24 protein-coding genes and 1 tRNA gene are annotated in these 25,746 nt (G+C 65.7%); 4 read left to right on the top strand and 21 right to left on the bottom strand.

Translation table 11 applies throughout. The features are described 5' to 3' along the window. From OUA97_RS20555 to rpsL, 4 genes are all read right to left on the bottom strand, one after another. A partial coding sequence (locus OUA97_RS20555) for a hypothetical protein (RefSeq protein ID WP_267233838.1) occupies positions 1–64 on the bottom strand: 64 nt, incomplete at its 3' end. A 111-nt stretch (positions 65–175) separates the two neighbouring features. After that, entirely contained in the window at positions 176–2,254 is a 2,079-nt protein-coding gene (gene fusA / locus OUA97_RS20550; RefSeq protein ID WP_267233895.1) for an elongation factor G, read from the bottom strand. Positions 2,255–2,361: 107 nt separating this feature from the next. Next, positions 2,362–2,835 (bottom strand): 30S ribosomal protein S7, encoded by a 474-nt coding sequence (gene rpsG, locus OUA97_RS20545; protein ID WP_056018024.1) that lies wholly within the window; start codon positions 2,833–2,835, stop codon positions 2,362–2,364. 12 nt (positions 2,836–2,847) lie between these two features. Further along, a complete protein-coding gene (gene rpsL, locus OUA97_RS20540) occupies positions 2,848–3,219 on the bottom strand; it encodes a 30S ribosomal protein S12 (RefSeq protein ID WP_056018026.1) in 372 nt (123 codons plus the stop codon). Positions 3,220–3,585: 366 nt separating this feature from the next. Here rpsL and OUA97_RS20535 point away from each other — a divergent pair, with 366 nt between their 5' ends. Further along, a complete protein-coding gene (locus tag OUA97_RS20535; protein ID WP_267233894.1) occupies positions 3,586–4,191 on the top strand; it encodes a hypothetical protein in 606 nt (201 codons plus the stop codon). Positions 4,192–4,195: 4 nt separating this feature from the next. Here the strand turns inward: OUA97_RS20535 and OUA97_RS20530 are convergent, their stop codons facing one another. The 3 genes from OUA97_RS20530 to rpoB all read right to left on the bottom strand — a co-directional run bounded on the left by OUA97_RS20530 (position 4,196) and on the right by rpoB (position 13,010). After that, positions 4,196–4,531: a zf-TFIIB domain-containing protein gene (locus OUA97_RS20530; RefSeq protein ID WP_267233893.1), complete on the bottom strand. Its 336-nt coding sequence runs from the start codon at positions 4,529–4,531 to the stop codon at positions 4,196–4,198. A gap of 124 nt (positions 4,532–4,655) precedes the next feature. After that, the gene (rpoC, locus tag OUA97_RS20525) at positions 4,656–8,849 is read right to left on the bottom strand and encodes a DNA-directed RNA polymerase subunit beta' (protein ID WP_267233892.1); all 4,194 of its coding nucleotides are present in this window, start codon (positions 8,847–8,849) and stop codon (positions 4,656–4,658) included. A gap of 90 nt (positions 8,850–8,939) precedes the next feature. Further along, the gene (rpoB, locus tag OUA97_RS20520) at positions 8,940–13,010 is read right to left on the bottom strand and encodes a DNA-directed RNA polymerase subunit beta (protein ID WP_267233891.1); all 4,071 of its coding nucleotides are present in this window, start codon (positions 13,008–13,010) and stop codon (positions 8,940–8,942) included. Between the two features lie 737 nt (positions 13,011–13,747). Between rpoB and OUA97_RS20515 the strand changes: the two genes are divergently transcribed. Further along, positions 13,748–14,020 carry an usg protein gene (locus OUA97_RS20515; RefSeq protein WP_267233890.1) on the top strand — a complete coding sequence of 91 codons (273 nt, stop codon included), beginning with the start codon at positions 13,748–13,750 and terminating at the stop codon, positions 14,018–14,020. Here OUA97_RS20515 and OUA97_RS20510 read toward each other — a convergent pair. From OUA97_RS20510 to OUA97_RS20450, 13 genes are all read right to left on the bottom strand, one after another. Beyond that, a complete protein-coding gene (locus tag OUA97_RS20510; protein WP_267233889.1) occupies positions 14,017–14,796 on the bottom strand; it encodes a sterol desaturase family protein in 780 nt (259 codons plus the stop codon). The two genes, OUA97_RS20515 and OUA97_RS20510, sit on opposite strands and share 4 nt — an antisense overlap. A 92-nt stretch (positions 14,797–14,888) precedes the next feature. Continuing rightward, entirely contained in the window at positions 14,889–15,836 is a 948-nt protein-coding gene (locus OUA97_RS20505) for a helix-turn-helix domain-containing protein (protein ID WP_267233888.1), read from the bottom strand. 286 nt (positions 15,837–16,122) lie between these two features. Next, a complete protein-coding gene (rplL, locus tag OUA97_RS20500) occupies positions 16,123–16,503 on the bottom strand; it encodes a 50S ribosomal protein L7/L12 (RefSeq protein WP_267233887.1) in 381 nt (126 codons plus the stop codon). A gap of 45 nt (positions 16,504–16,548) precedes the next feature. After that, positions 16,549–17,064, bottom strand: a complete 516-nt coding sequence (gene rplJ / locus OUA97_RS20495) for a 50S ribosomal protein L10 (RefSeq protein WP_267233886.1) — start codon at positions 17,062–17,064, stop codon at positions 16,549–16,551. Positions 17,065–17,442: 378 nt separating this feature from the next. Further along, positions 17,443–17,886 (bottom strand): DUF5367 family protein, encoded by a 444-nt coding sequence (locus OUA97_RS20490; RefSeq protein ID WP_267233885.1) that lies wholly within the window; start codon positions 17,884–17,886, stop codon positions 17,443–17,445. A gap of 11 nt (positions 17,887–17,897) precedes the next feature. Continuing rightward, on the bottom strand, positions 17,898–18,965 hold the full coding sequence (locus tag OUA97_RS20485) for a hypothetical protein (protein WP_267233884.1): 1,068 nt from the start codon (positions 18,963–18,965) through the stop codon (positions 17,898–17,900). Between the two features lie 59 nt (positions 18,966–19,024). Next, positions 19,025–19,852, bottom strand: coding sequence for an enoyl-CoA hydratase-related protein (locus OUA97_RS20480; RefSeq protein WP_267233883.1), 828 nt, complete (start codon positions 19,850–19,852; stop codon positions 19,025–19,027). A 46-nt stretch (positions 19,853–19,898) separates the two neighbouring features. After that, positions 19,899–21,095 (bottom strand): acetyl-CoA C-acetyltransferase, encoded by a 1,197-nt coding sequence (locus tag OUA97_RS20475; RefSeq protein WP_267233882.1) that lies wholly within the window; start codon positions 21,093–21,095, stop codon positions 19,899–19,901. 131 nt (positions 21,096–21,226) lie between these two features. Continuing rightward, positions 21,227–21,916, bottom strand: a complete 690-nt coding sequence (gene rplA, locus OUA97_RS20470; RefSeq protein ID WP_267233881.1) for a 50S ribosomal protein L1 — start codon at positions 21,914–21,916, stop codon at positions 21,227–21,229. A gap of 4 nt (positions 21,917–21,920) precedes the next feature. Then, the gene (gene rplK, locus OUA97_RS20465) at positions 21,921–22,352 is read right to left on the bottom strand and encodes a 50S ribosomal protein L11 (protein ID WP_267233880.1); all 432 of its coding nucleotides are present in this window, start codon (positions 22,350–22,352) and stop codon (positions 21,921–21,923) included. 230 nt (positions 22,353–22,582) lie between these two features. Then, positions 22,583–23,149 (bottom strand): transcription termination/antitermination protein NusG, encoded by a 567-nt coding sequence (gene nusG / locus OUA97_RS20460; protein ID WP_183777124.1) that lies wholly within the window; start codon positions 23,147–23,149, stop codon positions 22,583–22,585. 8 nt (positions 23,150–23,157) lie between these two features. Further along, positions 23,158–23,469 carry a preprotein translocase subunit SecE gene (secE, locus tag OUA97_RS20455; RefSeq protein ID WP_267233879.1) on the bottom strand — a complete coding sequence of 104 codons (312 nt, stop codon included), beginning with the start codon at positions 23,467–23,469 and terminating at the stop codon, positions 23,158–23,160. 59 nt (positions 23,470–23,528) lie between these two features. After that, a tRNA-Trp gene (locus OUA97_RS20450) sits at positions 23,529–23,604 on the bottom strand. 303 nt (positions 23,605–23,907) lie between these two features. Between OUA97_RS20450 and OUA97_RS20445 the strand changes: the two genes are divergently transcribed. Next, complete coding sequence (locus tag OUA97_RS20445) at positions 23,908–24,090, top strand: hypothetical protein (RefSeq protein ID WP_267233878.1); 183 nt, start codon at positions 23,908–23,910, stop codon at positions 24,088–24,090. On the opposite strand, the gene OUA97_RS20440 is transcribed toward OUA97_RS20445, so the two are convergent. Next, the gene (locus tag OUA97_RS20440; RefSeq protein ID WP_267233877.1) at positions 24,087–24,437 is read right to left on the bottom strand and encodes a hypothetical protein; all 351 of its coding nucleotides are present in this window, start codon (positions 24,435–24,437) and stop codon (positions 24,087–24,089) included. The two genes, OUA97_RS20445 and OUA97_RS20440, sit on opposite strands and share 4 nt — an antisense overlap. Positions 24,438–24,848: 411 nt before the next feature. Between OUA97_RS20440 and OUA97_RS20435 the strand changes: the two genes are divergently transcribed. Continuing rightward, positions 24,849–25,625, top strand: coding sequence for a CVNH domain-containing protein (locus tag OUA97_RS20435; RefSeq protein ID WP_267233876.1), 777 nt, complete (start codon positions 24,849–24,851; stop codon positions 25,623–25,625). Positions 25,626–25,746 lie beyond the last annotated feature (121 nt).

Genomic DNA, 25,746 nt, shown 5'->3' with positions numbered 1-25,746 from the left:
CAACGTGACCAATCGTGCCGATGTTGCAGTGCGGCTTAGTGCGTTCGAACTTTTCTTTAGCCATTTCAAGCTCCAGCCCTGTTTGGGCTTGTCCTCTAAACTAGGGTTGGGGGCCCGGACGACCTCCGAGGAGATCGTCCAAACTCTTCTTCGAACGTTCTTCCGAGGAAGAACGTTACGCGTACTTCTTGATCACTTCGTCGGCGACGTGTTGCGGCACCGGGTCGTAGTGGTCGTACTGCATGGTGAACTGGGCGCGGCCCTGCGACATGCCCCGGAGGGTGTTCACGTAGCCGAACATGTTCGCCAGCGGGACGAACGCGTTCACGACGATCGCGTTGCCGCGAGTGTCCTGGCCCTGGATCATGCCGCGGCGGCCGTTCAGGTCGCCGATGACCGAACCCAGGTACTCTTCCGGGGTCACGACCTCGACGGCCATGATCGGTTCGAGCAGCTTGGGAGCGCCCTTTTCGCGCAGTTCCTTGAACGCCGCGCGGGCGGCGATTTCGAAGGCCAGCACGCTGGAGTCGACGTCGTGGTACTTGCCGTCGGTCAGGGTCGCCTTGAAGTCGATCAGCGGGAAGCCGGCCAGCAGGCCGTTGTCCTTGACCGATTCCAGGCCCTTCTCGACGCCGGGAATGTATTCCTTCGGCACCGCGCCGCCGACGATCGCGCTTTCGAACACGAAGCCCGAACCCGGCTCGCCCGGCTCGAAGGTGATCATGACGCGGGCGAACTGGCCCGTACCACCGGTCTGCTTCTTGTGGGTGTAGTCGATCTCGGCCTTCTTACCCAGGCTTTCGCGATAGGCCACCTGCGGCGCGCCGATGTTGGCCTCGACCTTGTAGGTGCGCTTCAGGATGTCGATCTTGATGTCCAGGTGCAGTTCACCCATGCCCTTCAGGATCGTCTGGCCGGACTCGAAGTCGGTCGAAACGGTGAAGGACGGATCTTCGGCGGCCAGCTTGGCCAGGGCGACGCCCAGCTTTTCCTGGTCGGCCTTCGACTTCGGCTCGACGGCGATCTCGATAACCGGGGCCGGGAACTCCATCCGCTCCAGGATCACCGGCGACTTGGTCGGATCGCAGAGGGTGTCCCCCGTGCGGGTTTCCTTCAGGCCAGCCAGGGCGACGATGTCGCCGGCGAAGGCTTCCTTGATGTCCTCGCGGTTGTTCGAGTGCATCTGCAGCATGCGGCCGACGCGCTCTTTCTTGTCACGCGTCGAGTTCATCAGGCTCATGCCGGTCTCGAGCTTGCCCGAATAGATACGGCAGAAGGTCAGCGAGCCGACGAAGGGGTCGTCCATGATCTTGAACGCCAGGATCGACAGCGGCTCGTCATCCGAGGCCTTGCGGACGACCGGCTCTTCCGTGCGGAAGTCGATGCCCGGGGTCGGCGGGATGTCCAGCGGCGACGGCAGGTAGTCGACGACGGCGTCGAGCAGCGGCTGCACGCCCTTGTTCTTGAACGCCGAACCGCAGAGGATCGGGTAGAACGCGCCAGTCAGCACGGCCTTGCGGAGGCACTTCTTGATGGTTTCTTCCGACGGCTCTTCGCCGCCCAGATAGGCTTCCATCGCGTCGTCATCGAGTTCGACGGCGTTTTCAATCAGGTACTGGCGGGCGGCCGCAGCGGCTTCGGCCAGGTCAGCCGGAATTTCACGCTCGTCGGCGGCGGCGCCGACCGTGTCGGTCTCCCAGACCAGGGCCTTCATGGTGACCAGGTCGATCACACCCTTCAGGTTCGATTCCGAGCCGATCGGCAGTTGGATCGGAACGGCCTTCGCGCCCAGGCGGTCACGGATGGACTCGACGGACTTCTCGAAGTCGGCGCCGATCTTGTCCATCTTGTTGACGAACACGATCCGCGGGACGTTGTACTTGTCGGCCTGACGCCAGACGGTTTCGGTCTGCGGCTCGACGCCGGCGTTCCCGTCCAGCACCGTCACCGCGCCGTCGAGCACGCGCAGCGAACGCTCGACTTCGATCGTGAAGTCGACGTGGCCGGGGGTGTCGATGATGTTGAGGCGCTTGCCCTTCCAGAAGGCCGTCGTCGCGGCGGACGTGATCGTGATGCCGCGTTCCTGCTCCTGGTCCATCCAGTCCATGGTCGAGGCGCCATCGTGCGTCTCACCCACTTTGTGGTTCTTGCCGGTGTAGAACAGAATCCGCTCGGTCGTCGTCGTCTTACCGGCGTCGATGTGCGCCATGATGCCGAAGTTGCGGTAGTCTTCGATTTTGTGCGTGCGGGGCATAGCGGAAGCTCTGCTGGAGATGGGCGTTCTGGAGTAGCTGAACGAACGGCGGGGGGGGGGGTTTTAAAAAAACCCCCCCCCCCCCGGAAAGCGATGGATGCCGGGTCTTACCAGCGGTAGTGCGAGAAGGCGCGGTTCGCCTCGGCCATCTTGTGCGTGTCTTCACGCTTCTTGACGGCCGTGCCACGGTTCGAAGAAGCGTCCAGCAGCTCGCCGGCCAGCTTTTCGGTCATGGTGTTCTCGCCGCGCTTGCGGGCGGCCGTGACCAGCCAACGGATGGCCAGCGCCTTGCGGCGGTCCGGACGGACCTCGACCGGCACCTGATAGGTGGCGCCGCCGACGCGGCGCGAACGGACCTCGATGCCGGGAGCGACGTTTTCCAGGGCCGCGTGGAACGTTTCCAGCGGGGTCTGGTCTTTGCGCTTGGCTTCCAGGATATCAAAAGCGCCGTAGAGGATGTTCTCAGCGACGGCTTTTTTGCCTTCGTACATCACGTAGTTCATGAACTTCGTGACAGTGAGGTCTCCGAACTTGGGATCCGGCAGGACTTCACGTTTATCGGCGCGACGACGACGGGACATTCTTCTTATTCCTTACTTCGGACGCTTGGCGCCGTAGAGCGAACGACGCTGCTTGCGGTCCTTGACCCCTTGGGTGTCGAGCACGCCGCGCAGGATGTGGTAGCGGACACCCGGAAGGTCCTTCACCCGGCCGCCGCGGATGAGCACCACGGAGTGCTCCTGCAGGTTATGGCCTTCGCCGGGGATGTAGCACACCGCTTCGATGCCGGTGGTCAGACGCACCTTGGCGACCTTACGAAGCGCGGAGTTCGGCTTCTTCGGGGTCGTCGTATAGACGCGGGTGCAAACGCCGCGGCGCTGCGGGCAGCCCTTCAGGGCCGGCACCTTGTTACGCGACGGCTTGTCCTGCCGAGGCTTGCGGATGAGCTGGTTGACTGTAGGCATCTAATCTCTGCTCTGGAGGCGTGTGCCGTTTGGCCGTAGCGCCTCGATAGGGGTTCTAGTCGTTTCTGGTTTCGAAACCGCCCGCTGAACGCAAAAACTCGCCGGCGCGCGATCTCCTGCGTTCCGGCGGGCCTAGCCGACCGTTTCCGGCCAGCCGTTCATCGGGGCTGAGGGAATCCCCGGCCTCGAAAGGAGCGCGGTTCATACTCGCGATGCCCGCAGTCGTCAACGCTTGTGAACGAAAGGGCTTTTCGCGCTCTTCCACAGGCGTTGCGTCACGAATTCGCCGCGGCGGGCGGCCCGAATGGTGGCGTTTGCAACCGAGGAGGGCCGATGGCCGCCGCGCGCCGATCCAGGCTGTACGCGTTGCTCGGCGTCTCGCTGCTTGTGCACGCCGGCGTCCTGGCCGTGCTCGGTCTGCGCGAGCCCAGGTTGAACCTCGGACCTGCGCCGCCCGTGATGGAGGTGCAAGTCGTTCCTTACTACGTTCTGCCCGCCCCCCGAGCGCCCGAGGCTGAGCGGCTCCCGCCGCTGGTCGATCGCCCGATCCGGCCACGCCGAACGCTGCGACCGGACGAGACCTCCCCCGTCGCGCCGCTGGTGACGCCCCGCGCGCCGCCGGCCGCGCGCGTGCCCTGGACGTTGGAGCCTGCGGCGCCGGGGCTCCCTGCCCCGCCCGCCGACCTGCGCCAGGCGCTGCGCCGGGGCCCGGCCGGCTGCGCCAATCTGGCGCTGCTAAGCCGCGAGGAACGCGAGGCGTGCGAGGAGCGTCTCGGAGCCGGAGCCAAGGACGCGCCGTTCTTCCAGCCGCCGATGGACCCGCGCAAGCGCCAGGCTTTCGACGAGGCGGCGGCCAAGAAGGAGGCCTACCAGCGCTACAAGCGCGGTAACGTGCCTCCCGGCCTCAGCCACGAACCGCGGCCGTCCGAGGCGCCGAACCCCTTCCCTGAGGTCTGGACGCCCCGCCGCTAGCCGGTCAGTCGAAGATATCGAAGATGTCGAAGCCCTTCTTTTTCTTCTTGTGCCGGTAGTAGTCGTCTTCATCGTAGCGATAGCGCTTGCGGTCGCTGTCGTACGGATGGCTGCGCTTCCACGCGTCAGGATCGCGGTGGAAGCTGTCCAGTTCCCGATCGAACCGCTCGCGGGCCTGGACCTCGCCCTGCTGGGTCTCGCGGCCGGCGCCGAGGATCTTCTCCAGCTCTCCCCGGTCCAGCCAGACCCCTCGGCAGCTTGGGCACATGTCGAGTTCGACGCCCGACCGGGCGACGTTCTGCATCGAGACGTTGCAGTTGGGGCAGAGCAAAAGCGGCATTGAGGTCCTCCTTGACGGCCATACTTAGGTAGCCACGACCTCAACCGCGACGGTCCGGCCACGAAAAACGGCCCGGGATCGCTCCCGGGCCGTTCTCTACGGCTCACAGACTGAAAGAGCCGCCTTAGTTCTCGACCTTCTCGGCCTCCGCATCGACGGCGATGACCTCCGGCAGCGGCTCCATCGCCTCTTCGCGGCTGGCGGCCAGCGCCTCATCGCGCTTGGTGGCGATGCGCTGCAGGTTGCGCAGGTACGAACCGGTGCCGGCCGGGATCAGGCGGCCCACGATCACGTTCTCCTTCAGGCCTTCCAGGGTGTCGCTCTTGCCCTGGACGGACGCCTCGGTGAGGACGCGGGTGGTTTCCTGGAACGACGCCGCCGAGATGAAGCTGCGGGTCTGCAGCGACGCCTTGGTGATGCCGAGCAGGACCGGCTGGGTGAGCGCCGGACGACCGCCGCGGGCTTCGGCCTTGGCGTTCTCCTCGTTGATCTCGGTGAGATCGAGGTGGTCGCCCTTCAGCAGCCCGGTGTCGCCGGGCTCGAGGATCTCCGCCTTCTGCAGCATCTGCCGAACGATCGTCTCGATGTGCTTGTCGTTGATCGGCACGCCCTGCAGTCGATAGACGTCCTGGATTTCGTCCACGAGGAACTCGGCCAGGGCCTCGATGCCCAGGATGCGCAGGATGTCGTGCGGATCCGGGTTGCCGTCGATCAGGTACTCGCCCTTGCGGATGATGTCGCCATCATGGACCGCGATGTGCTTGCCCTTCGGGATCAGGAACTCGACCGGTTCGCCACCATCCTCGGGGGTGATCTTGATCCGGCGCTTGTTCTTGTAGTCCCGACCGAATTCGACGCGGCCGTCCATCTCGGCGATGACCGCGCAGTCCTTCGGACGGCGGGCTTCGAAGAGCTCGGCGACGCGCGGCAGACCACCGGTGATGTCGCGGGTCTTGGCGCTTTCCGTCGAGACGCGGGCCAGGACTTCACCCGGCTTGATCTCGTCGCCGTCGCCAACCGAGAGGATGGCGCCGACGGGCAGAAGGTAACGAGCCTCGCCGCCGTTGGAGATGCGCTTATAGGAACCGTCGGCGTCGAGCACGGCCATGGCCGGACGCAGGTCGCCGCCCTTGGTCGAGGCGCGCCAGTCGATGACCACGCGGTTCGAGATGCCGGTGGCTTCGTCGGCTTCTTCGCGGACCGAGACGTTCTCGACCAGGTCCTCGAAGCGGACGCGACCGCCCACTTCCGAGATGATCGGGTTCGAGTAGGGGTCCCATTCGGCCAGGCGCTGGCCGCGCTTGACCTTGTCGCCGTCCTTGACCTTCAGGCGCGTGCCGTACGGCGGCTTGTAGGACTCGCGGTCCTTGCCATCGACCTGGACGATGATCTGCAGGTTGCGGCTCAGAACCACGAAGTCGCCGTCCGGAGCCTGGACGGTCATGCCGCCGACGATCCGCGCCACACCTTCGTTGCCGGTTTCGAAGAACGACTGCTCGGCCACCTGGGCCGTGCCGCCGATGTGGAAGGTCCGCATGGTCAGCTGGGTGCCCGGCTCGCCGATGGACTGGGCGGCGATGACGCCGACCGCTTCACCGATGTTGACCGGGGTCCCGCGGGCCAGGTCGCGGCCGTAGCAGGCGCCGCAGACGCCGACCTTGGCTTCGCAGGTCAGGACCGAGCGCACCTTGATCGACTGGACGCCGGCCGCCTCGACGACCTCGCACATGTTCTCGTCGAAATAGCTGTCGGCCGGCACGATCACTTCGCCGGTACCCGGGTCCTTGACGTCCTCGGCCGCGAAGCGGCCCAGGATGCGGGTGCCCAGCGAAACCAGGACGTCGCCGCCCTCGACGACGGCGCGCAGGGTGATGCCCCGGGTCGTGCCGCAGTCTTCCTCGTTGATGATGCAGTCCTGCGCCACGTCGACCAGACGACGCGTCAGATAGCCCGAGTTGGCGGTCTTCAGCGCGGTGTCGGCCAGACCCTTACGGGCGCCGTGGGTGGAGTTGAAGTACTCCTGGACGGACAGGCCTTCCTTGAAGTTCGAGATGATCGGCGTCTCGATGATCTCGCCGGACGGCTTGGCCATCAGGCCGCGCATCCCGCCGAGCTGCTTCATCTGGGCCTGCGAACCGCGGGCGCCGGAGTTGGCCATCATGAAGATCGAGTTGATCTCCTTTTCGCGGCCGTTCTCGTCCTTCTCGGCGGTCGAGATTTCCAACATCATTTCGTCGGCGACGCGGTCGGTGGCCTTGGCCCACGCGTCGACGACCTTGTTGTACTTTTCGCCCTTGGTGATCAGGCCGTCGGCGTACTGCTGTTCGTACTCTTCGACCAGCTTACGGGTTTGCTCGACGATCGGCTTCTTCCGTTCGGGGATGATGATGTCATCCTTGCCGAAGGAGATGCCGGCCTTGGCCGCTTCCTTGAAGCCCAGCGCCATGATCTGGTCGGCGAAGATGACCGTCGCCTTCTGACCGCAGTGGCGGTAGACGGTGTCGATCAGGTTGCCGATTTCCTTCTTGGTCAGGTTCTTCTCAAGAAGACGATGGCCGACGGCCGGATGGTGCGGGAACAGCGCCGAGATCTTCATCCGGCCCGGCGTGGTGTCGATCACCTTGCGGACCAGCACGCCCTCGGCATTCATTTCCGAGTGACGGGCTTTGATCTTGGTGTGCAGCGTCACGACCTTGGCGTCGAGCGCCGCGTCGATCTCGCCCAGATCGGCGAACAGCTTGCCCTCGCCCGGCTCGTTATCCTTGGCCAGCGACAGGTAGTAGAGGCCCAGAACGATATCCTGCGACGGCACGATGATCGGGCGGCCGTTGGCGGGCGACAGGATGTTGTTGGTCGACATCATCAGGACGCGCGCTTCCAGCTGGGCCTCGAGGCTCAGCGGGACGTGCACGGCCATCTGGTCGCCGTCGAAGTCGGCGTTGAACGCAGCGCAGACCAGCGGGTGAAGCTGGATGGCCTTGCCCTCGATCAGCTTGGGCTCGAACGCCTGGATGCCCAGACGGTGAAGCGTCGGCGCGCGGTTCAACAGAACCGGGTGCTCGCGGATCACCTCGTCCAGGATGTCCCAGACCGCCGGCTGCTCGCGCTCGACCATGCGCTTGGACTGCTTGACGGTGCCCGACAGGCCCTTGGCGTCCAGCCGCGCATAGATGAACGGCTTGAACAGCTCGAGCGCCATCTTCTTCGGCAGGCCGCACTCGTGCAGCTTCAGCTCCGGACCGACGACGATGACCGAACGGCCCGAATAGTCGACGCGCTTGCCGAGCAGGTTCTGGCGGAAGCGGCCTTGCTTGCCCTTCAGCATGTCGGCCAGCGACTTCAGCGGACGCTTGTTGGCGCCCGTGATCACGCGGCCGCGACGGCCGTTGTCGAACAGGGCGTCCACGGCTTCCTGCAGCATCCGCTTTTCGTTGCGGATGATGATGTCCGGGGCGCGCAGCTCGATGAGGCGCTTCAGGCGGTTGTTCCGGTTGATGACCCGGCGATAGAGGTCGTTCAGATCGGAGGTCGCAAAGCGGCCGCCGTCCAGCGGCACCAGCGGGCGCAGTTCCGGCGGAATCACCGGCACGACCGACAGGATCATCCACTCGGCCTTGTTGCCGCTCTCGATGAAGCTCTCGATGAGCTTCAGACGCTTGGACGTCTTCTTGAGCTTCATTTCCGAGGTGATGGTGAGGAGTTCCTCACGCAGGCGGTCGGCTTCCTTCGGCAGGTCGATGGCCCGCAGCAGGCCCTGGACCGCCTCGGCGCCGATCTCGGCTGTGAAGCTGTCGTCGCCGTACTCATCCTGGGCGCGCATGTAGTCGTCTTCCGACAGCAGCTGGTGCTGCTTCAGAGGCGTCAGGCCCGGCTCGGTGACGATGTAGTATTCGAAGTAGAGGACCCGCTCGATGTCCTTCAGCGCCATGTCCAGCATCATCGAGATGCGGCTCGGCAGCGACTTCAGGAACCAGATGTGGGCGACGGGCGAGGCCAGCTCGATGTGGCCCATCCGCTCGCGGCGGACGCGTGCGAGGGTGACCTCGACGCCGCACTTTTCACAGATAATGCCCTTGTACTTCATGCGCTTGTACTTGCCGCACAGGCATTCGTAGTCCTTGGTCGGGCCAAAGATACGGGCGCAGAACAGGCCATCGCGTTCCGGCTTGAAGGTCCGGTAGTTGATGGTCTCGGGCTTCTTGATCTCGCCGAATGACCACGAGCGGATCTTTTCCGGCGAGGCCAGGGCGATACGGATGCGGTCGAAGGTCGGAGCGGCCTGGACCGGGTTGAAGATATTCAGGACTTCCTGGTTCATCGATTTTCCAGTTCGTCAGTATTTCCAGAGGCGATGGGGAGAAGCTGACGGCCCCTCCCCTCGCACAAGCGGCGAAGTCGAAGTCCGGCCCTAGCCGTTCTCCAGCTCCACATTCAGACCCAGCGAGCGCATTTCCTTCACGAGCACGTTGAAGCTCTCGGGGATGCCGGCTTCGAAGGTGTCGTCGCCGCGGACGATGGACTCGTAGACCTTGGTCCGGCCGGCCACGTCGTCGGACTTCACCGTCAGCATTTCCTGCAGGGTGTAGGCCGCGCCGTAGGCTTCCAGAGCCCACACTTCCATTTCCCCGAAGCGCTGACCGCCGAACTGCGCCTTACCGCCCAGCGGCTGCTGGGTGACGAGCGAGTACGGGCCGATCGAACGGGCGTGGATCTTGTCGTCGACCAGGTGGTGCAGCTTCAGCATGTAGATGTAGCCGACCGTGACCGGACGCTTGAACTGCTCGCCGGTCTGGCCGTCGTACAGGATCGACTGCCCCGAACGCGCCAGGCCCGCCGACTCGAGCAGGTTCTCGATGTCGTCGATGTGCGCGCCGTCGAAGACCGGCGTCGCATAGGGCACGCCCTTCGACAGGTTCTTCGCCAGTTCGATCAGCTCTTCCGTCGTCTCAGGAAGCTCCTGGTCCGGACCGTAGATCTGGCGCAGGTGATCGATCAGCGCCTGCTTCTGGCCGCCGTTCTGCCAGGCTTCCAGCAGATCGGCGATCTGCTTGCCGAGGCCCGCAGCCGCCCATCCCAGGTGGGTTTCGAAGATCTGGCCGACGTTCATCCGCGACGGCACGCCCAGCGGGTTCAGCACGATGTCCACGTGCTGGCCGCTTTCCAGGTAGGGCATGTCCTCGATCGGCAGGATCTTGGAAATGACCCCCTTGTTGCCGTGACGGCCGGCCATCTTGTCGCCCGGCTGAAGCTTGCGCTTCACGGCCACGAAGACCTTGACCATCTTCATGACGCCCGGGGGCAGTTCATCGCCGCGCTGCAGCTTGTCGACCTTGTCCTCGAAGCGACGGTCCAGGCGCTTGCGGGCCTCATCGAACTGGCGGCGCATGGCCTCCAGCTCGCCCATCGCCTTCTCGTCGTCCATGGCGATCTGCCACCACAGGCCCGGCGCGATCTCTTCCAGCTTGTCGGCGGTGATCTCGCCGCGGCCCAGGCCCTTCGGACCCGAAACGGCGGTCTTGCCGATCAGCAGTTCGCGCAGACGGATGGTCATGTTGCGGTTCAGGATCGCGAACTCGTCGTCGCGGTCCTTGCCCAGGCGGTCGATCTCGGCGCGCTCGATGGCCATCGCGCGCTCGTCCTTGTCCACACCGTGACGGTTGAAGACGCGGACTTCGACGATCGTGCCGGCCACGCCCGGCGGCAGGCGCAGCGACGTGTCGCGCACGTCGGAGGCCTTTTCACCGAAGATGGCGCGCAGCAGCTTTTCTTCCGGCGTCATCGGGCTTTCGCCCTTCGGCGTGACCTTGCCGACCAGGATGTCGCCCGGCTGGACTTCGGCGCCGATCGCCACGATGCCCGCTTCGTCGAGGTTGCGCAGGGCTTCCTCGCCGACGTTCGGGATGTCGCGGGTGATTTCTTCCGGACCCAGCTTGGTGTCGCGGGCCATCACCTCGAACTCCTCGAGGTGGATCGAGGTGAAGATGTCGTCACGCACGATGCGCTCGGAGATCAGGATCGAGTCCTCGAAGTTGTAGCCGTTCCACGGCATGAACGCGACGAGGGTGTTGCGGCCCAGCGCCAGTTCGCCCAGCTCGGTCGACGGGCCGTCGGCGATGACATCGCCGCTGGCCACCTTGTCGCCCACCCGCACCAGCGGACGCTGGTTGATGCAGGTCGAGGTGTTGGAACGCTGGAACTTCTGCAGGCGGTAGATGTCGACGCCGGCCTTGGTCGGGTCGGTCTCTTCCGTGGCGCGGATGACGATCCGGGTGCCGTCGATCTGCTCGACCACGCCGGCGCGGCGGGCGACCACGACGGCGCCGGAGTCGACGGCCACGACCGCTTCCATGCCGGTGCCGACCAGCGGCGCATCCGATTGGATGAGCGGCACGGCCTGCTTCTGCATGTTCGAGCCCATGAGGGCGCGGTTGGCGTCGTCGTTCTCAAGGAACGGGATCAGCGAGGCGGCGACCGAGACGACCTGCTTGGGCGAGACGTCCATCAGGTCGACAGTGTCCTTGGGCAGCAGCGAAGGTTCGCCGTTGATCCGGCCGGGGACCAGGTCCTCGACGATCTCGCCGCCGTCCAGCTTGATGTTGGCCTGAGCGATGACGTGCTTGGCCTCTTCCATCGCCGACATGTAAACGACCTCTTCGGTCGTCTTGCCGTCCTTGATCCGCCGGTACGGGCTCTCGATGAAGCCATACTTGTTGACCACCGCGTGGGTGGCCAGCGAGTTGATCAGGCCGATGTTCGGACCTTCCGGCGTCTCGATCGGGCAGATCCGGCCGTAGTGGGTCGGGTGCACGTCGCGGACTTCGAAGCCGGCGCGCTCGCGGGTTAGACCACCCGGGCCAAGCGCCGAGAGACGACGCTTGTGGGTGATTTCCGACAGCGGGTTGGTCTGGTCCATGAACTGCGAGAGCTGCGAGGACCCGAAGAACTCGCGGACGGCGGCGGCCGCCGGCTTCGCATTGATCAGGTCGTGCGGCATGACGGTGTCGATATCGACGCTCGACATGCGCTCCTTGATCGCCCGCTCCATGCGCAGCAGGCCGACGCGATACTGGTTCTCCAGCAGTTCGCCGACCGAACGCACCCGGCGGTTGCCCAGGTTGTCGATGTCGTCGATTTCGCCCTTGCCGTCGCGCAGGCCGACCAGGGTCTGCAGCACGGCCAGCACGTCTTCCTTGCGCAGGATGCGCACGTCATCCGGGCAGTCGAGCTCCAGGCGCATGTTCATCTTCACGCGGCCGACCGAGGAAAGGTCGTAGCGCTCAGAGTCGAAGAACAGCGACTTGAACATGGCTTCGGCCGCTTCGACCGTCGGCGGCTCGCCCGGACGCATCACGCGGTAGATGTCGAACAGCGCGTCTTCGCGGCTGTTGTTCTTGTCCACGCGCAGGGTGTTGCGGATGTAGGCGCCGACCGTGGCTTCGTCGACGTCGAGGATGTCGAGCTTGTCGAAGCCCTGCTCCTCGAGCGCGGTCAGCAGCGCCGCGTCCAGCTCGTCGCCGGCCTCGGCGTAGATTTCGCCGGTCTCGAAGTTGACCAGATCGCCGGCCAGGTAGCGCCCATAGAGCGCCTCAGGGGCCAGCAGCAGGGTCTTCAGACCGCCGTCGGCGAACTTCTTGGCGTTGCGGGCCGAGATCTTCTGGCCGGCCGGCGCCACTTCTTCGCCGGTGTCGGCGTCGATCAGGGGGTAGTCCGGCTTGGCGCCGCGCCAACGCTCGGCCTTGTACGGAGCGGCCCAGCCGGTTCCGCGCTTCTCGTAGGTGACGGTGTCGTAGAACGTCGAGAGGATTTCCTCGCCGTCCATCCCCAGGCCCATCAGGAAGGTCGTGGCCGGCAGCTTACGGCGGCGGTCGATGCGGACGTAGACGATGTCCTTGGCGTCGAACTCGAAGTCGAGCCACGAGCCGCGGTACGGGATCACGCGGGCGGCGAACAGCAGCTTGCCCGACGCGTGGGTCTTGCCCTTGTCGTGGTCGAAGAACACGCCCGGCGAACGGTGCATCTGCGAGACGATGACCCGCTGCGTGCCGTTGACGATGAAGGTGCCCTTCTCGGTCATGAGCGGGATGTCGCCCATGTAGACGTCCTGCTCCTTGATGTCCTTCACGGAGCGGGCGCCGGTCTCTTCGTCGGTCTCGAACACGATCAGGCGCAGCTTGACCTTCAGCGGCGCGGCGAAGGTCATGTCGCGCTGGACGCATTCCTCGACGTCGTACTTCGGCTCTTCGAACTCGTAGGACACGTATTCGAGCACGGCGCGCTCGTTGAAGTCCTTGATCGGGAACACCGACTTGAACACCGCCTCGACGCCCTCGTCGCGGCGGTCGGCCGGGCGCACTTCGCGCTGCAGGAACTGTTCGTAGGAGGAGCGCTGAACCTCGATCAGGTTCGGCATTTGCACGGCTTCGGGGATGCGGCCGAAAGACTTACGGATCCGCTTCTTTCCAGTGAAGGATTGCGCCATTTTGTTCCCTTGAGCGACGCCCGGAACGGTTTCCGTGCGCCAGGTCGTGTTGTCCTGCGTCCACCCTCGAACGCCCTTGCGGGCGCCGGACGCTGGAAGCCCCTGTTTCGCCAGGGGCGCTCCCTCGCATGGCCGGAGGGCGGCGGGCCATGCCTCGGAGCGTGCGCGCTTGAAAAGTCGCCTGAGCGACGAATCCGAAATTTCGCGAAGAGAGCCAGATAGGCGTTTTATGCGGCGAAGGGAACCCCCTTTCCACATGAAAATGGAACGGCGTGGGCAATCGACTCCACGCCGCTCCATCTTGGTCTGACCCGGGCGTGTCCCGGGGACATCCTTGGATCTCTCGTTAGCTGCCTCACGTCAACCGATGAGCCGATCGGCAGGTTCCCCAATCCCCGCCGATCCACAGAAATTGCTGGTGGCCGGTTGTCGATCCTCCGCAGGGTGCAGCGACGGCACGTCGGCGACGGAGGATGATGCGTTGAAGCTCCTTGCCCCCTTCACGTGCGCAGTCGCCTCGTCGAGAGCCCAGGCGACGACCGCCCCTACGCTGACACTCGGCGATTGGCCGGCGTCATTGAGGCCTGGGCCGGCGAACAACCTTGATCGCGATGGCAGCAGTCGCCCCGATTTGCTGCCAACCCGCTGAATTTATTACTCATTAGCCAAACGGACCGGAAGCTTGACGGCAGCCTGTCGCGACGTCGCGCGTTTTCAGATTGCAAGGAGGGCGTTCCATGGCCGTAAGCGCCGACTTTCAACGTCAACTCGCCGGGTACGGTCTGACCACGGCCGAGATCCTCTACCGGATGCCGGACCACCCCGCCCTGCTTCAGACCTACCTCTGGCAGGAATACGACCTCTATCCGCAGTTCCCGAACCTGCACCGGTTTCTCGACTTCTGGAGCCACCGACTGGACGGGGTGCTCCACACCATCACGGTCGCGCACCGAGAACTGATCCGCCCAGCCGAATTCCGCATCGCCCAGGACGTCTGCAAGCTGCATTAGGCGGCGGCCGTCGGCAGCCGCCAGGCGACCACCGCGAACTGTGCGTGATAGTCTGGATGCTCCGTGCCCAGCCAACGATCCCACCATGTGAACCAAGGGGCATAGTTCCACCGCGCCTGACCATGGTGCAGATCGTGATGCACCGTGGTGGTGAACCAGTCGAACAGCGGCCGGCCGTCCGATCGCGCCGGCATGAACTCGTAGCCGCAGTGCAGTAGGGTGTTGCGGAAGATCTGGTGGGCCAGGAACAGCGGGATGACTCCCCAGGGCGTCGGAACGATCAGCGGCCAGAGCGCCACGAACCCGACCATCAGCGCTGCCTCACCGAGGTCGAAACTGTAGGCCGTGAACGGCGAGGGGTTCTGGCTCTTGTGATGGCGCACATGCGCGCCGCGGATCGCCCGGACCTGATGCATCGCCCGGTGGGTCCAATAGACATAGGCGTCCTGTCCGACGATCATCAGAACCAGGCTGAACGCGAACCAGACAGCGCCCCACGACGCCCCGACCGAAGCCAGCGGATAGAACCCCGCCCTGTCGAGCAGGGTCATGCCGACGCCCACGGTCGAAAAGAGCGCGATGGAGCGGACGGAGAACCCGAACTCCGCCAGCAGTTGCCGGGCCGGCGGCGTTTCGGGGCGGATCTTTCGGTCGCCCAGCGCAGGCCGAAGCAGCACCCAGAGAACCAGCCAGACACCGATCGCGAAGACTGCGTAACGCCGCAGGTCCACCAGGACGTTCTGCAGCCACAGATGTTGAACCCCTTCCAAAAGCACTGGCGCCTCCTTGCTTGTTGCTTGGCTCAAGGAGGCGCTGGAGCGGACATGGACGTCTCGCCGATCCCGAAAAATGCGCGCCGAATTCGCGGTCAGTCAGCTTCGGCGGAATTCAGCAACCGCTGCAGGCGCTCGCCGCGCCAGCGCGTCGGGGTGCTGCCGGTGGCCGCCTTGAAGGCCCGGTTGAACGGACCGAGCGAGCCGTAGCCCAGGTCGAAGGCGATCGCCGAGACGTTCGTCCGGGCCTCGGCCGGATCGGCGAGCCGCCGCTTCGCCGCTTCGATGCGGTGCGCATTGAGGAACTCGGCGAAGTTCCGATAGCCCAGTCGCTGGTTGATCAGGCGGCGCACCCGATGTTCGCCCTCCCCGACCTCCGCCGACAGGCGCCCGATGGTCAGCCCTTCGCGCCGCCACATCCCGCTCGCCATCAGCGTCTCGATCTTTTCGAGCAACAGACGGTCGGCCGTCTCCATCCGCCCGTCGCCACCCGCGGCCGCACGCGCAGGATCGAACAGCCCAGAGCCCGCCCGGACGAACAGCCCCGCGATGGTCAGGATGATCGCCGCCAGGATCGCCCCGCCATAGGGCTCTCCCACGGTCAGGCTCAACCAGGGACCGTCGGGGTCGGCCCGCAGGGCGAAGGCGTTCAAGGTCTGAATGACACCGAACAGCGCCGTGAGCCCGAGCAACGGCCCGCGCAAACTGCGGCGCGTCTCCAGAAGGTCGCCGCGCCGCCCCTTGGCGATGATCACGCCGGCATGGAGGCAAAGCAGGCCGCCTGCCACGTTCCGCGCGATCCACAGAGGGTCGAGCGGCGCCGGGCCAGGGCCCATGATCGCCCCGGACACGCCCATGAGCACCGCAGGCGCCAGATGCATTGGATGAAGCGTGCGGTCCTCAAAGACCGCGACGACGAACAGCCAGAATAGGCCCGCCACCGGATAAGCCGGCGCCAGCAGCGCATAGCTCCGGCCGAAGCCGTCCCACAGGCCTGGGGATTCGGTGATCAGCCAAGCCGTGAGGCTGACGGCGAAGGCCAAGGTCGTCCATCTGGCGGAACGCGGCGCGCTCCCGCGCCAGACCGCCGCCGTCAGGATCGCCAGCGCGCCGACGGCCAAGCCGCGTGCAAATGGATCGAGCTCTCCCACAGCTTGACCGTAACACGCGCTCTCGGGCCGCAAATAGAAAACGGCCCCGGAGATCGCTCTCCGGGGCCGTTCGAAAGACGCAGAAGCTGCGCACCGCCTTTCTCGTGAGAAAGGCGTCAAGAAACAAGCGCGCGACGATCGCCGGAACCGGTATCCACTTCCGGCTGTCGCGCTCCAGTTACTTAACTTGGACGGTGGCGCCGGCTTCTTCGAGCTTCTTCTTGATCTCTTCAGCGACTTGCTTCGAGACGTTCTCGACGACGTTCTGCGGAGCGCCTTCGACCAGGTCCTTGGCTTCCTTCAGGCCGAGGTCCGGACGGACGCCGCGGACTTCCTTGATCACGTTGATCTTCTTGTCGCCACCGGCGGTCAGAACAACGGTGAACTCGGTTTGCTCTTCAGCAGCTTCGGCCGGAGCGGCGGCGCCGCCAACGGCGGCGACGGCGACCGGAGCGGCGGCCGAGACGCCCCACTTGTCTTCCAGCAGCTTCGAGAGTTCAGCGGCTTCCAGAACGGTCAGGGCCGACAGTTCTTCGACGATCTTTTCAAGCTTCGACATAGTTTAGGTCCTTACGGAAATAGAGGTTGTGTTCGGGAATGACGATCAGGCGGCGTCTTTGGCGGCATAAGCGCCCATGACGCGAGCCAGCTGACCGGCCGGAGCCTGCAGGACGCCGGCGACCTTGGTGGCCGGGGCTTGCAGAAGGCCGATGATCTTGCCGCGGAGCTGGTCCAGCGAAGGCAGGGTCGCCAGGGCGGCGACAGCCTTTTGGTCCAGGACCTCGGTCCCCATGAACCCGCCGACGATGGCGAACTTGTCGTTCCCCTTGGCGAATTCGCTGGTGATCTTGGCGGCGGTGACGGGGTCCGACGCATAGGCGATGGCGACCGGGCCGGTGAACAGGGCGTCGCCCGCTTCACCGATCGAGCCGTCCAGGGCCTTTTGAGCCAGGGTGTTCTTCACCACCTTCAGCGCCGCGCCTTCCTTGCGGAGGCGGAGGCGAAGATCAGTCATTTCCGCAACGGTCAGACCCAGGTTGTGGGTCACGACCACGGCGCCGGCGTCGGCGAAGACGCCCTTAAGCGTCTCGATCGACTCCTGCTTTTGAGCGCGGTCCATTGCGGTCTCCATACTCAGATAGATCGCCGGACGATTCCGACGATCGCAGCAGACGACCCATGCGAAGGCGAACCCGCGCGCGGATCGTTTAGGCCTGTCCTTTTCCGGAGAAGTCGCAGGTCACGCGCCCATCGATGCCGATGGCCGACGAAACCTCATCTTCCCGTCTCCCTGTGCTCGAGGAAGGGCTCTTCCTCTCGTCACGGACCCGGGCGGCCCCCGGTTCCCCACAGTTCTTGGACAGGATGGAAGGGGCGAACCCTTCCGTCCCCGCCGCCCCTTGCGAGACGACGAAACTCTTGAAGGCGCGGCTCTTACACGTTGTCGATCGAATAGGCAAATTCCGTCGACAGAAACGCCGCTCTGTCGGCGCCTGCCTCAGCTGGGCCTTGGCCGCGTGGCGATCACTGCGGTGGTCAGCATCACGGCATAGGCCCAGAGCACGAAAGCCCCGAACAGCGACGCGTGATCGGGTGGGAAGTTCGGCAGAACCCGGGTGAAGAACACCGTCACTCCCGCATCCAACACCATCTGCGGCGCCACGAACGAAACCAGGGCCGCCAAGCGATGGCGCTGTTCGATCTTGCGCAGGAACATCAGGGTGGCGACCACCAACCCCGACCCGGAGATCAGCCCGGTGATCAGCAGCGTCCACGCCGGGCGATCAACCCATTCGCTGGGCAAGAGGCGAAGCACCAGCGTCGACACCGCCCAGACGAACGTCCCGCGGGCCGCGAACCAGGCGTAGAGGTGCAACGCGCCCTTGCTCTGGGCCTCCGCCACGTTTTCGGTCGCCAGTCCCGCCAACTCGCCCCGGTCCATAACAGCCGCCGTCAGTTGTACAGCGGCGAGAAGCTGAAGACCCAAGGGGTGTCCGTGTCCACCCCGACTTTCACCGCCTTGAGTTCCGGCGCGCCGTGAACCTGCAGTCGGGTGATGTTGGCGTAGCGCGGCGGCTTGACCTCGCCTTGGCTGACCATGAACGGCCGGTCGACGATGAAGTCGTGGAAGTCGCCGTTGATGACCAGAACGGGTTTTCCGAACCGCTCGGACAGGTCGCGGATCGCCAGCGCCACGAAATAGAACGCGCCCTCGTTCCCGCCCCGCAATTGCTTGCCTGAGAACTCGTCGCCATGACCGTCCGTGAACATCGAGGCCTGCAGCGCGACGACCACGGCCTTGGCGTCCCTGGCCTTGGCTTCGGCGAAGGTCGCCTTGAGCCATTCCACATTGGCGCGGTTACGGGCGACGGCCTCAGCAGCCCTCGCCTCGCTCTGGATCATGAAGCCGTTGCCCGACCCCGGCACGCTGATCGTCGCAAACACCACCCCGCCCTTCTCCCAGCGCGTGTTCTCCAGCGTGTCCTTGAAGGTTGAGACATCGGGCTGACGCACCAGCGGCATGGTCCTGCCGCCGACGCTCTGCGGCTTGGAGAAGAACACCTTGCGGATCAGGCCCAGGCTGCCGATCGGATCGTCGAAGCCGGCCATGCTCATGCCGGCGTCCAGGCCGCGCAGCGGCATCAGCAGCCCGAGGTCGGCCGGCGTCGCCTTGCCCGAAACGTAGCGGGAATAGGCCTCCAGCACGTCGGCCTTGCGACAGTCGGCCCATTCGTTGTCGCCAGGCGTGTAGACCACCGGATGATCGTACTTGGCGAACCAGTCCAGGATCGAGCGGTGCTGCGCTTCGGTGCACGGCAGCGCGCCCCAGGTGTCGCCGACATGGATGGTGAAGGCCGGCTTGGCCTTGTTGATGCGGCCGATCAGCGCCTCATAGACCGGATAATCCACGCTAGGATTGTAGGCGGTGTCCCCGAGCGCCACGAACTCGAAGGTTTCCGCCTGTGCGGCCGGCGCGGCCAATGCAAAGGCCGCCGCCAGCCCGACCATCCAATGACGCAAAGCCGTGCCCCTCTCTGTCTTAGATGGAGCTTAGCCCTACCGTCGGCGAAGGGAAGGCTTCAGCCGGTCCACTGCGCCGGGCGCTTCTCCATCCAGGCCCTGACGCCCTCCTTGTAGTCGGGAGCCTTGATCATCGTCTCCAGCAGCCGCTCGGCCTCGCCCACCGCCGCGGCGGCGTCGCGGTGCAGGTCGCGGTAGATCTGCCGCTTGGTCTCGCGCGCCGAGCCGGGCGCCACGTTCGCCGCCATGGCGCGGGCATAGTCGAACACAGCTGGCATCAGCACCTCGGCCTCGGTCAGCCGGTTGAGGAAGCCCATGGCCGACGCCTCGTCGGAGGTGAACGTCCGGCTCGACAGCAGGATGTCGTTGGCATGGGTCAGGCCGACGATCCGCGGCAGCACCCAGGAGAGGCCGAACTCGGCCGGAAAGTTGAAGCGTCCGTGCGCGGCGGTGAACTTGGCGCCCTTCACGGCGAACCGCAGATCGGCGAAGGCGGCTAGCACCAGGCCGACGCCCGCCGCCGCGCCGTTGATCGCCGCGATGATCGGCTTGCCGACCCCGAAGTGGTAGGCGAACGCCGCATCGAAGTTCGGATCGACGCCGAAGCCCGGCCGGGCGATGTCGTCGCTGGTGCCGGGGTCGTAGCGGCCCTTTTCCGAATGGCCTTCCAGCGCCCCAAGATCGGCCCCGGCGCAGAACGCCCGGCCTTCCGGATCGCCGGTCACCACGACCACCCGCACCGCCTTGTCGGCGTCCGCCTCGCTCAGCAGCCAGCGGTACTCGGTATGCATCCGCCCGGTCCAGGCGTTGCGCCGCTTGGGCCGGCTGAGCGTGATGACGGCGACGCCGCCCTCGACGATCTCGTACCGCGTCGTCTTCAGGTCCATGGAGGTCCTCCCAAACCCCGTTCCGGCCCGCGGTCTTCGCCGCGCTCTAGGCCGCCTCGAACACCGCCGCGATCCCTTGGCCGCCGCCGATGCACATGGTCTCCAGCCCATAGCGGCCGCCGCGGCGCTTCAGTTCGCGCAGCAGGTTGGCCAGGATCCGCCCGCCGGTGGCCCCGATCGGGTGCCCCAGCGAGATGCCCGAGCCGTTGACGTTCAGGCGGTCGCGATCGTCCCAGCCCCAGCCCTTCAGCACGGCCAGCACCTGCGGCGCGAAGGCCTCGTTCAGTTCGACCAGGTCGATGTCGTCCCAGCCCATGCCGGTACGGGCGAACAATCGCTCGACCGCCGGCACCGGGCCGATGCCCATGCGCGAGGGCTCGCAGCCGGCCGCCGCCCAGCCGACGAACCAGCCCATCGGCTCCAGGCCCAGTTCGGCCAGCTTGTCCTCGGCCACCACCAGGCAGGCGGCGGCCGCGTCGTTCTGCTGGCTGGCGTTGCCGGCGGTGACCACCCCGCCCTTCTCGAGCGGCTTCAGGGCGGCTAGGCTCTCGGCCGTCGCGTCGCCGCGCACGCCCTCGTCCTTGGCGAACAGGACGGGATCGCCCTTTTTCTGCTTGACCGGCACCGGCGCCAGTTCGTCGTCGAACTTGCCGGCGGCCCAGGCCGCGGCGGCGCGCTGGTGGCTCATGGCCGCGTACTCGTCGCACTCCTCGCGGCTGATCTGGTAGTCGCGCGCCAAGTTCTCGGCGGTCTCGATCATCCCGCTGATCACGCCGAACCGCTCGATCGGCTGGCTCATCACCCGCCCACGCGCCAGCCGGTCGTGCATGGTCACCGAGCCGGCCCGCGCCCCGCCGCGCATGTCGGTGCTGTAATACTCGACATTGCTCATGCTCTCGACGCCGCCCGCGACGACCACGTCGGCCGCCCCGGTCTGGACCATCATCGCGGCGTCCACCACGGCCTGCAGGCCCGAGCCACAACGGCGGTCGAGCTGATAGCCCGGCACCGTGATCGGCAGCCCCGCGGCCAGGGCCGACCAGCGGGCGATGCAGGGCGCCTCGCCGTTGGCGTAGCCCTGGGCGAAGATCACGTCGTCGATCTTCTCGGGATTGACCCCGCTGCGCTCGACCAGCGCCTTGAGAACGACCGCGCCGAGGTCCCCGGCGGTGACGCTGGACAGGCCGCCGAGGAACTTGCCGACCGGCGTGCGGATGGGGGAGACGATGGCGGCGCGTTTCATGGGCGTGTCCTCGAGCAACGTATGCTTCGTCAGTGGCGAGGGACGCCTCTCCGGTCAAGCGGAAGCAGGCCACGAAAAAGGGAGCGGCCTTGCGACCGCTCCCCTTCGAAGTCTGCCGATGTGGCGGGCGCTTAGGCGCCGACCGAACCGGTGTCCACCTTGAAGCCCGGCCCCATCGTCGACGACAGGCTGATCTTCTTGATGTAGGTGCCCTTGGCGCCCGACGGCTTGGCCTTGTTCAGCGCGTCCACCAGAGCGCGGACGTTGATGAGCAGGGCTTCTTCCGAGAACGAGGCCTTGCCGATGCCGGCGTGGATGATGCCGGTCTTCTCGGTGCGGAACTCGATGGCGCCGCCCTTGGCGTCCTTCACGGCTTGACCGACGTTCGGGGTCACGGTGCCGACGCGCGGGTTCGGCATCAGGCCGCGCGGGCCCAGCACCTTACCCAGACGGCCGACCAGGGCCATCATGTCCGGCGTCGCGATGACGCGGTCGAAGTCCATGAAGCCGCCTTGGATGCGCTCCACCAGCTCTTCGGCGCCGACGATGTCGGCCCCGGCGGCGGTGGCTTCAGCGGCCTTGGCGTCCTTGGCGATGACGGCGACGCGGACGTCGCGGCCGGTGCCCGACGGCAGCGAGACCACGCCGCGGACCTGCTGGTCGGCGTGACGCGGGTCGACGCCCAGGTTGACGGCGATTTCGATCGACTCGTCGAACTTGGCCTTGGCGTTGGCCTTGACCAGGGCGACGGCGGCTTCGACGGCGTGGGTGGCGTTACGGTCGCCGGTCCAGGCCTGAATGCGCTTGGGTTGCTTAGCCATGTGCTTAGGCCTCCACGATTTCGAGGCCCATCGAGCGCGCGGAGCCCTCGATGATCTTGGCGGCGGCTTCAACGTCGTTCGCGTTGAGGTCCTTCATCTTCTTCTCGGCGATTTCACGCAGCTGGGCGCGCGAGATCTTGCCGGCGTTCTCACGGCCCGGAGCCTTCGAACCCGACTTCAGGCCCAGGGCCTGCTTGATGTAGTGCGTCGCCGGCGGGGTCTTGGTGACGAAGGTGAAGGACTTGTCCTGATAGACCGTGATCACGGTCGGCAGGGGCGTACCCTTGGCTTCCTTCTCGGTGCGGGCGTTGAACTCCTTGCAGAAGCCCATGATGTTGACGCCGCGCTGACCCAGCGCCGGGCCGATCGGCGGCGACGGGGTGGCGGAGCCCGCGGGCACCTGCAGCTTGATATAGCCCAGAATCTTCTTGGCCATTGTTTCTCCTCGTGACCGGAAACCGGTCGGTTGAGCCGTGGTGCGGGGTTAGGTGGCCCTCCCCTCCCACGGATTTGACGCGCATCCGCGCAAACCGGGCGACGAGTCGCCGACCGGAAGGGCGCGCTCATAGCAGGCCCCGCCGCCCGCCGCAACGCTCGCGACGGAATGAAAAAGGGCGGCGCCCGCAAGCGCCGCCCCGAATTCTCAAGATCAGGATCGGACGGCGCTTATCCGCCGAGCTTCTCGACCTGACCGTATTCCAGTTCGACCGGCGTGGCGCGACCGAAGATCGACACGGTGACGCGCAGGCGGGCGCGCTCCTCGTCGACGTGCTCGACCGAGCCGTTGAAGCTCGCAAACGGGCCGTCGGTGACGCGGACCTGCTCGCCGATCTCGAAGGAGATGGTCGGCTTCGGCCGCTCAACGCCCTCTTCGATGGCGCCGATGATGCGGGCGACTTCCTTCTCGGAGACCGGCATGGGCTTGGAGCCCGAGCCGAGGAAGCCCGTCACCTTCGGGGTGTTCTTGATGAGGTGGTAGGCCTCGTCCGTCAGCTCCATCTTCACCAGCACGTAGCCGGGGAAGAACTTGCGTTCGGCGTTGACCTTGCGGCCCCGGCGGATCTCGACGACGTCCTCGGTCGGAACCAGGATGTCGGAGAAGTTTTCTTCAAGGCCCTGGCTCTTGGCCTGCTCGCGGATCGACTCGGCCACCTTCTTCTCGAAGTTCGAGTAGGCGTGGACGATGTACCACTTGTGGCGCGGGTTCGGGGCGATGGGAGCTTCGGCGTTCATATCTGTCATCAAGCCCCGTTCGCGAGTTTGAGCACGAGGTTCATGCTCGCGCCCAGTCCAAGGTCGACCACCGCCAGGAACGCACAGGCCAGCACCACCATGATCCCGACCATCACCGAGGTGATCCAGGTCTCCTTGCGGGTGGTCCAGGTGATCTTGCGGGCTTCGGCGCGAACTTCGCGGGCGAATTGCGCCGGGTTGGTCTTCTTCTTCTTGGCCGGGGCGTCCTGCGCCAGGGCCGAGGCAGGGGCGATCGCCGCAGCCGTCTTGCTGGCGCGGTTCTTCATCGCTTGCGGGGACGAACCCGGTTTCCTGGCCACTTATGACTCTCTTCAGTTGGGCGGCGGACGGTCCGCGCCCGGCATACTCATATAGTGAATGGCAGGAGTGGAGGGACTCGAACCCACGACTTTCGGTTTTGGAGACCGACGCTCTACCAGCTGAGCTACACTCCTACACGGCCTGACCTGACCGCTGCAGCCTGCCCTTACTCCGCTTTCGTCTGACCGCAAACCGTTCAGACGTTAGGTTGGCGAACCGTGATCTGAGCACCGTTCGTGCCGCCCCTGGCGGTGTAAAATGACAAACTCCAACGATGTCGGGTAGGACGGAGGCGTATGACGCAAACCGGTTCCCATTTCAAGCCTCTTCGACGCGAGGCAAGCGATCGGCGGCGCGCGGCCTGACCAGTCAATCCGCGACCGGGCGGGATCGCTCCCCCTGCCCTCGCGTTTCCTCGCGTGGACAAAGGAGCTCCCATGACAGCCAAGCGCCAGGACCGCAGCGATGCGGCGCGAAACCGCGACGAAGACATGAAGCCGGGCCGCCCGCCCCGGCCGGCGACCGAACCGGCCGGCTCGGAAGGTTCGGCGCGCAACACCAAGACCCTGACCGATCCGGCGACCGGCGAGCCCCAGCCCGGCGCGCCGAAGCCCGCCTAGGGAGCGGGCGTACCCGCGCACTCCAGGCCGAGGTACTCGACCTCGACGTCCGACAGCTTGATGCCGCACGCTCCGACCTCGCCGGCGGCGTGGCCGGTCACTGATATCCCCACCTTCCTCGACAGATCGACCGCCGGATTGGCGGCGGCCAGGTCATAGGATTTGCCGCCGGACTTGATCGTTACGCATCCCGGCGTCGGCCCGGCGACCGGACACCCGACCGCGGTTACCCGCTCGCCTTGCGGTGCGGCCGAGGCTTCCGCCTGCCCGCTCCCCTGCCCGCTGCAGGCGCTAGTCACGACGGCCGCCAAGGCGATCGCCGCCATACTCCCAAAGGTTACGCGCATGCTGTTTCCGTCCCTCCCGCACACGACACGTCCTTTTCGGACAAACTTGACTGTGCGCCTGGGTTATTCGCCCCGCAACTCAAGAAATTGACGGGTGCGTCAAATCCGGAATCAGCTGCTAACTCTTTGATTCAAAGGGCACGAACGCCCGACAAGGGTGGGCCGACCGCCCCCCCTCCATCGCACCTCCACACGAAATCCCGGCGATCTCGGCGCCCGGCGCACACTCCCAGAGAACCGGCCGCGAAGGGCGACCAGGACGCCGTTCGGCCTGGCTCCTGGGACGGCCCGTCGGTCGAGCCAGCTGAACCCAGGGCGGCGCCAACGCATTCTATGCTGGCGCTTGATGGTGGTGTCTAATGTCGCAGAACCTCTTTCGCGGTCGAACTTGAGAGCTTGGGGAGACCTTTTATGAAGTCATGGATCGCAGCTGCGGCGCTCGTCGTGCTGTGCGGCGCGCCGGCGCAGGCGCAACCGCAGGACCAGAGATGGGGCGGTGGATGGAACCAGGCTCCTGCGGGCAGCTACCAGCGGTTCTGCCGCGACATCCGCGTCAACGGCGACACCCTCACCGCCAGCTGCGAGGATATGCGCGGCCGCTGGAACTACAGCAGCCTTCGCTATCGCGACTGCCGCGGCGACATCGGCGCTGACAATGGACGGCTGGTTTGCTCGTGGAGCGGCGGCGGTGGCGGGGGCTGGGGCCAATTGCCCTCGGGCAGCTACCAGCAGAGCTGCCGTGACGCGCGCGTCAGCGGCAGCACCCTGACGGCCACCTGCCGTGACGATCGCGGTCGCTGGAACTACAGCAGCCTCAACTTCCGCAACTGCCGGAGCGACATCGGCAACGCCAACGGCCGCCTTATGTGCGGCTGGAACGGCGGCGGCGGTCCCAATCCGCCCCCGTGGGGCGGCGGCGCCAACAACAGCACCCTGATGCTCTATTCGGCGCCCGACTTCAGCGGCCAGGCCTACCAGGCGACTCGTGAGGTCACCAACCTGCCCCGGCAGTTCAATGACAAGGCCATGAGCCTGCGCATCGAGGGCCGCGGCTCCTGGCAGATCTGCAGCGACAGCGATTTCCGCGGCCGTTGCCAGATCTTCGACCGCGATGTCAGCGATCTGCGCCAGTACGGCCTGGGCGAAGCCGTCACCTCGATGCGTCCGGTCAGCGGCCGGCCTTACTGAGCCGAAGCGCGGCGAACGATCACGGCCGTCGGGAGCGATCCCGGCGGCCCTTTTTCTTGATCGCGCATCCGGCCAACGAAAAGGCCGCCGAGGTTGCCCTCGGCGGCCTGATCTTGAGGTC

Origin of the sequence: Phenylobacterium sp. 58.2.17 (assembly GCF_026411515.1) — a bacterium.
In the GTDB taxonomy this organism is placed as follows: Bacteria; Pseudomonadota; Alphaproteobacteria; order Caulobacterales; family Caulobacteraceae; genus Phenylobacterium.
The sequence above is the reverse complement of the archived record's forward strand: the minus strand, read 5'-3'. Positions and strand labels throughout refer to the sequence as shown.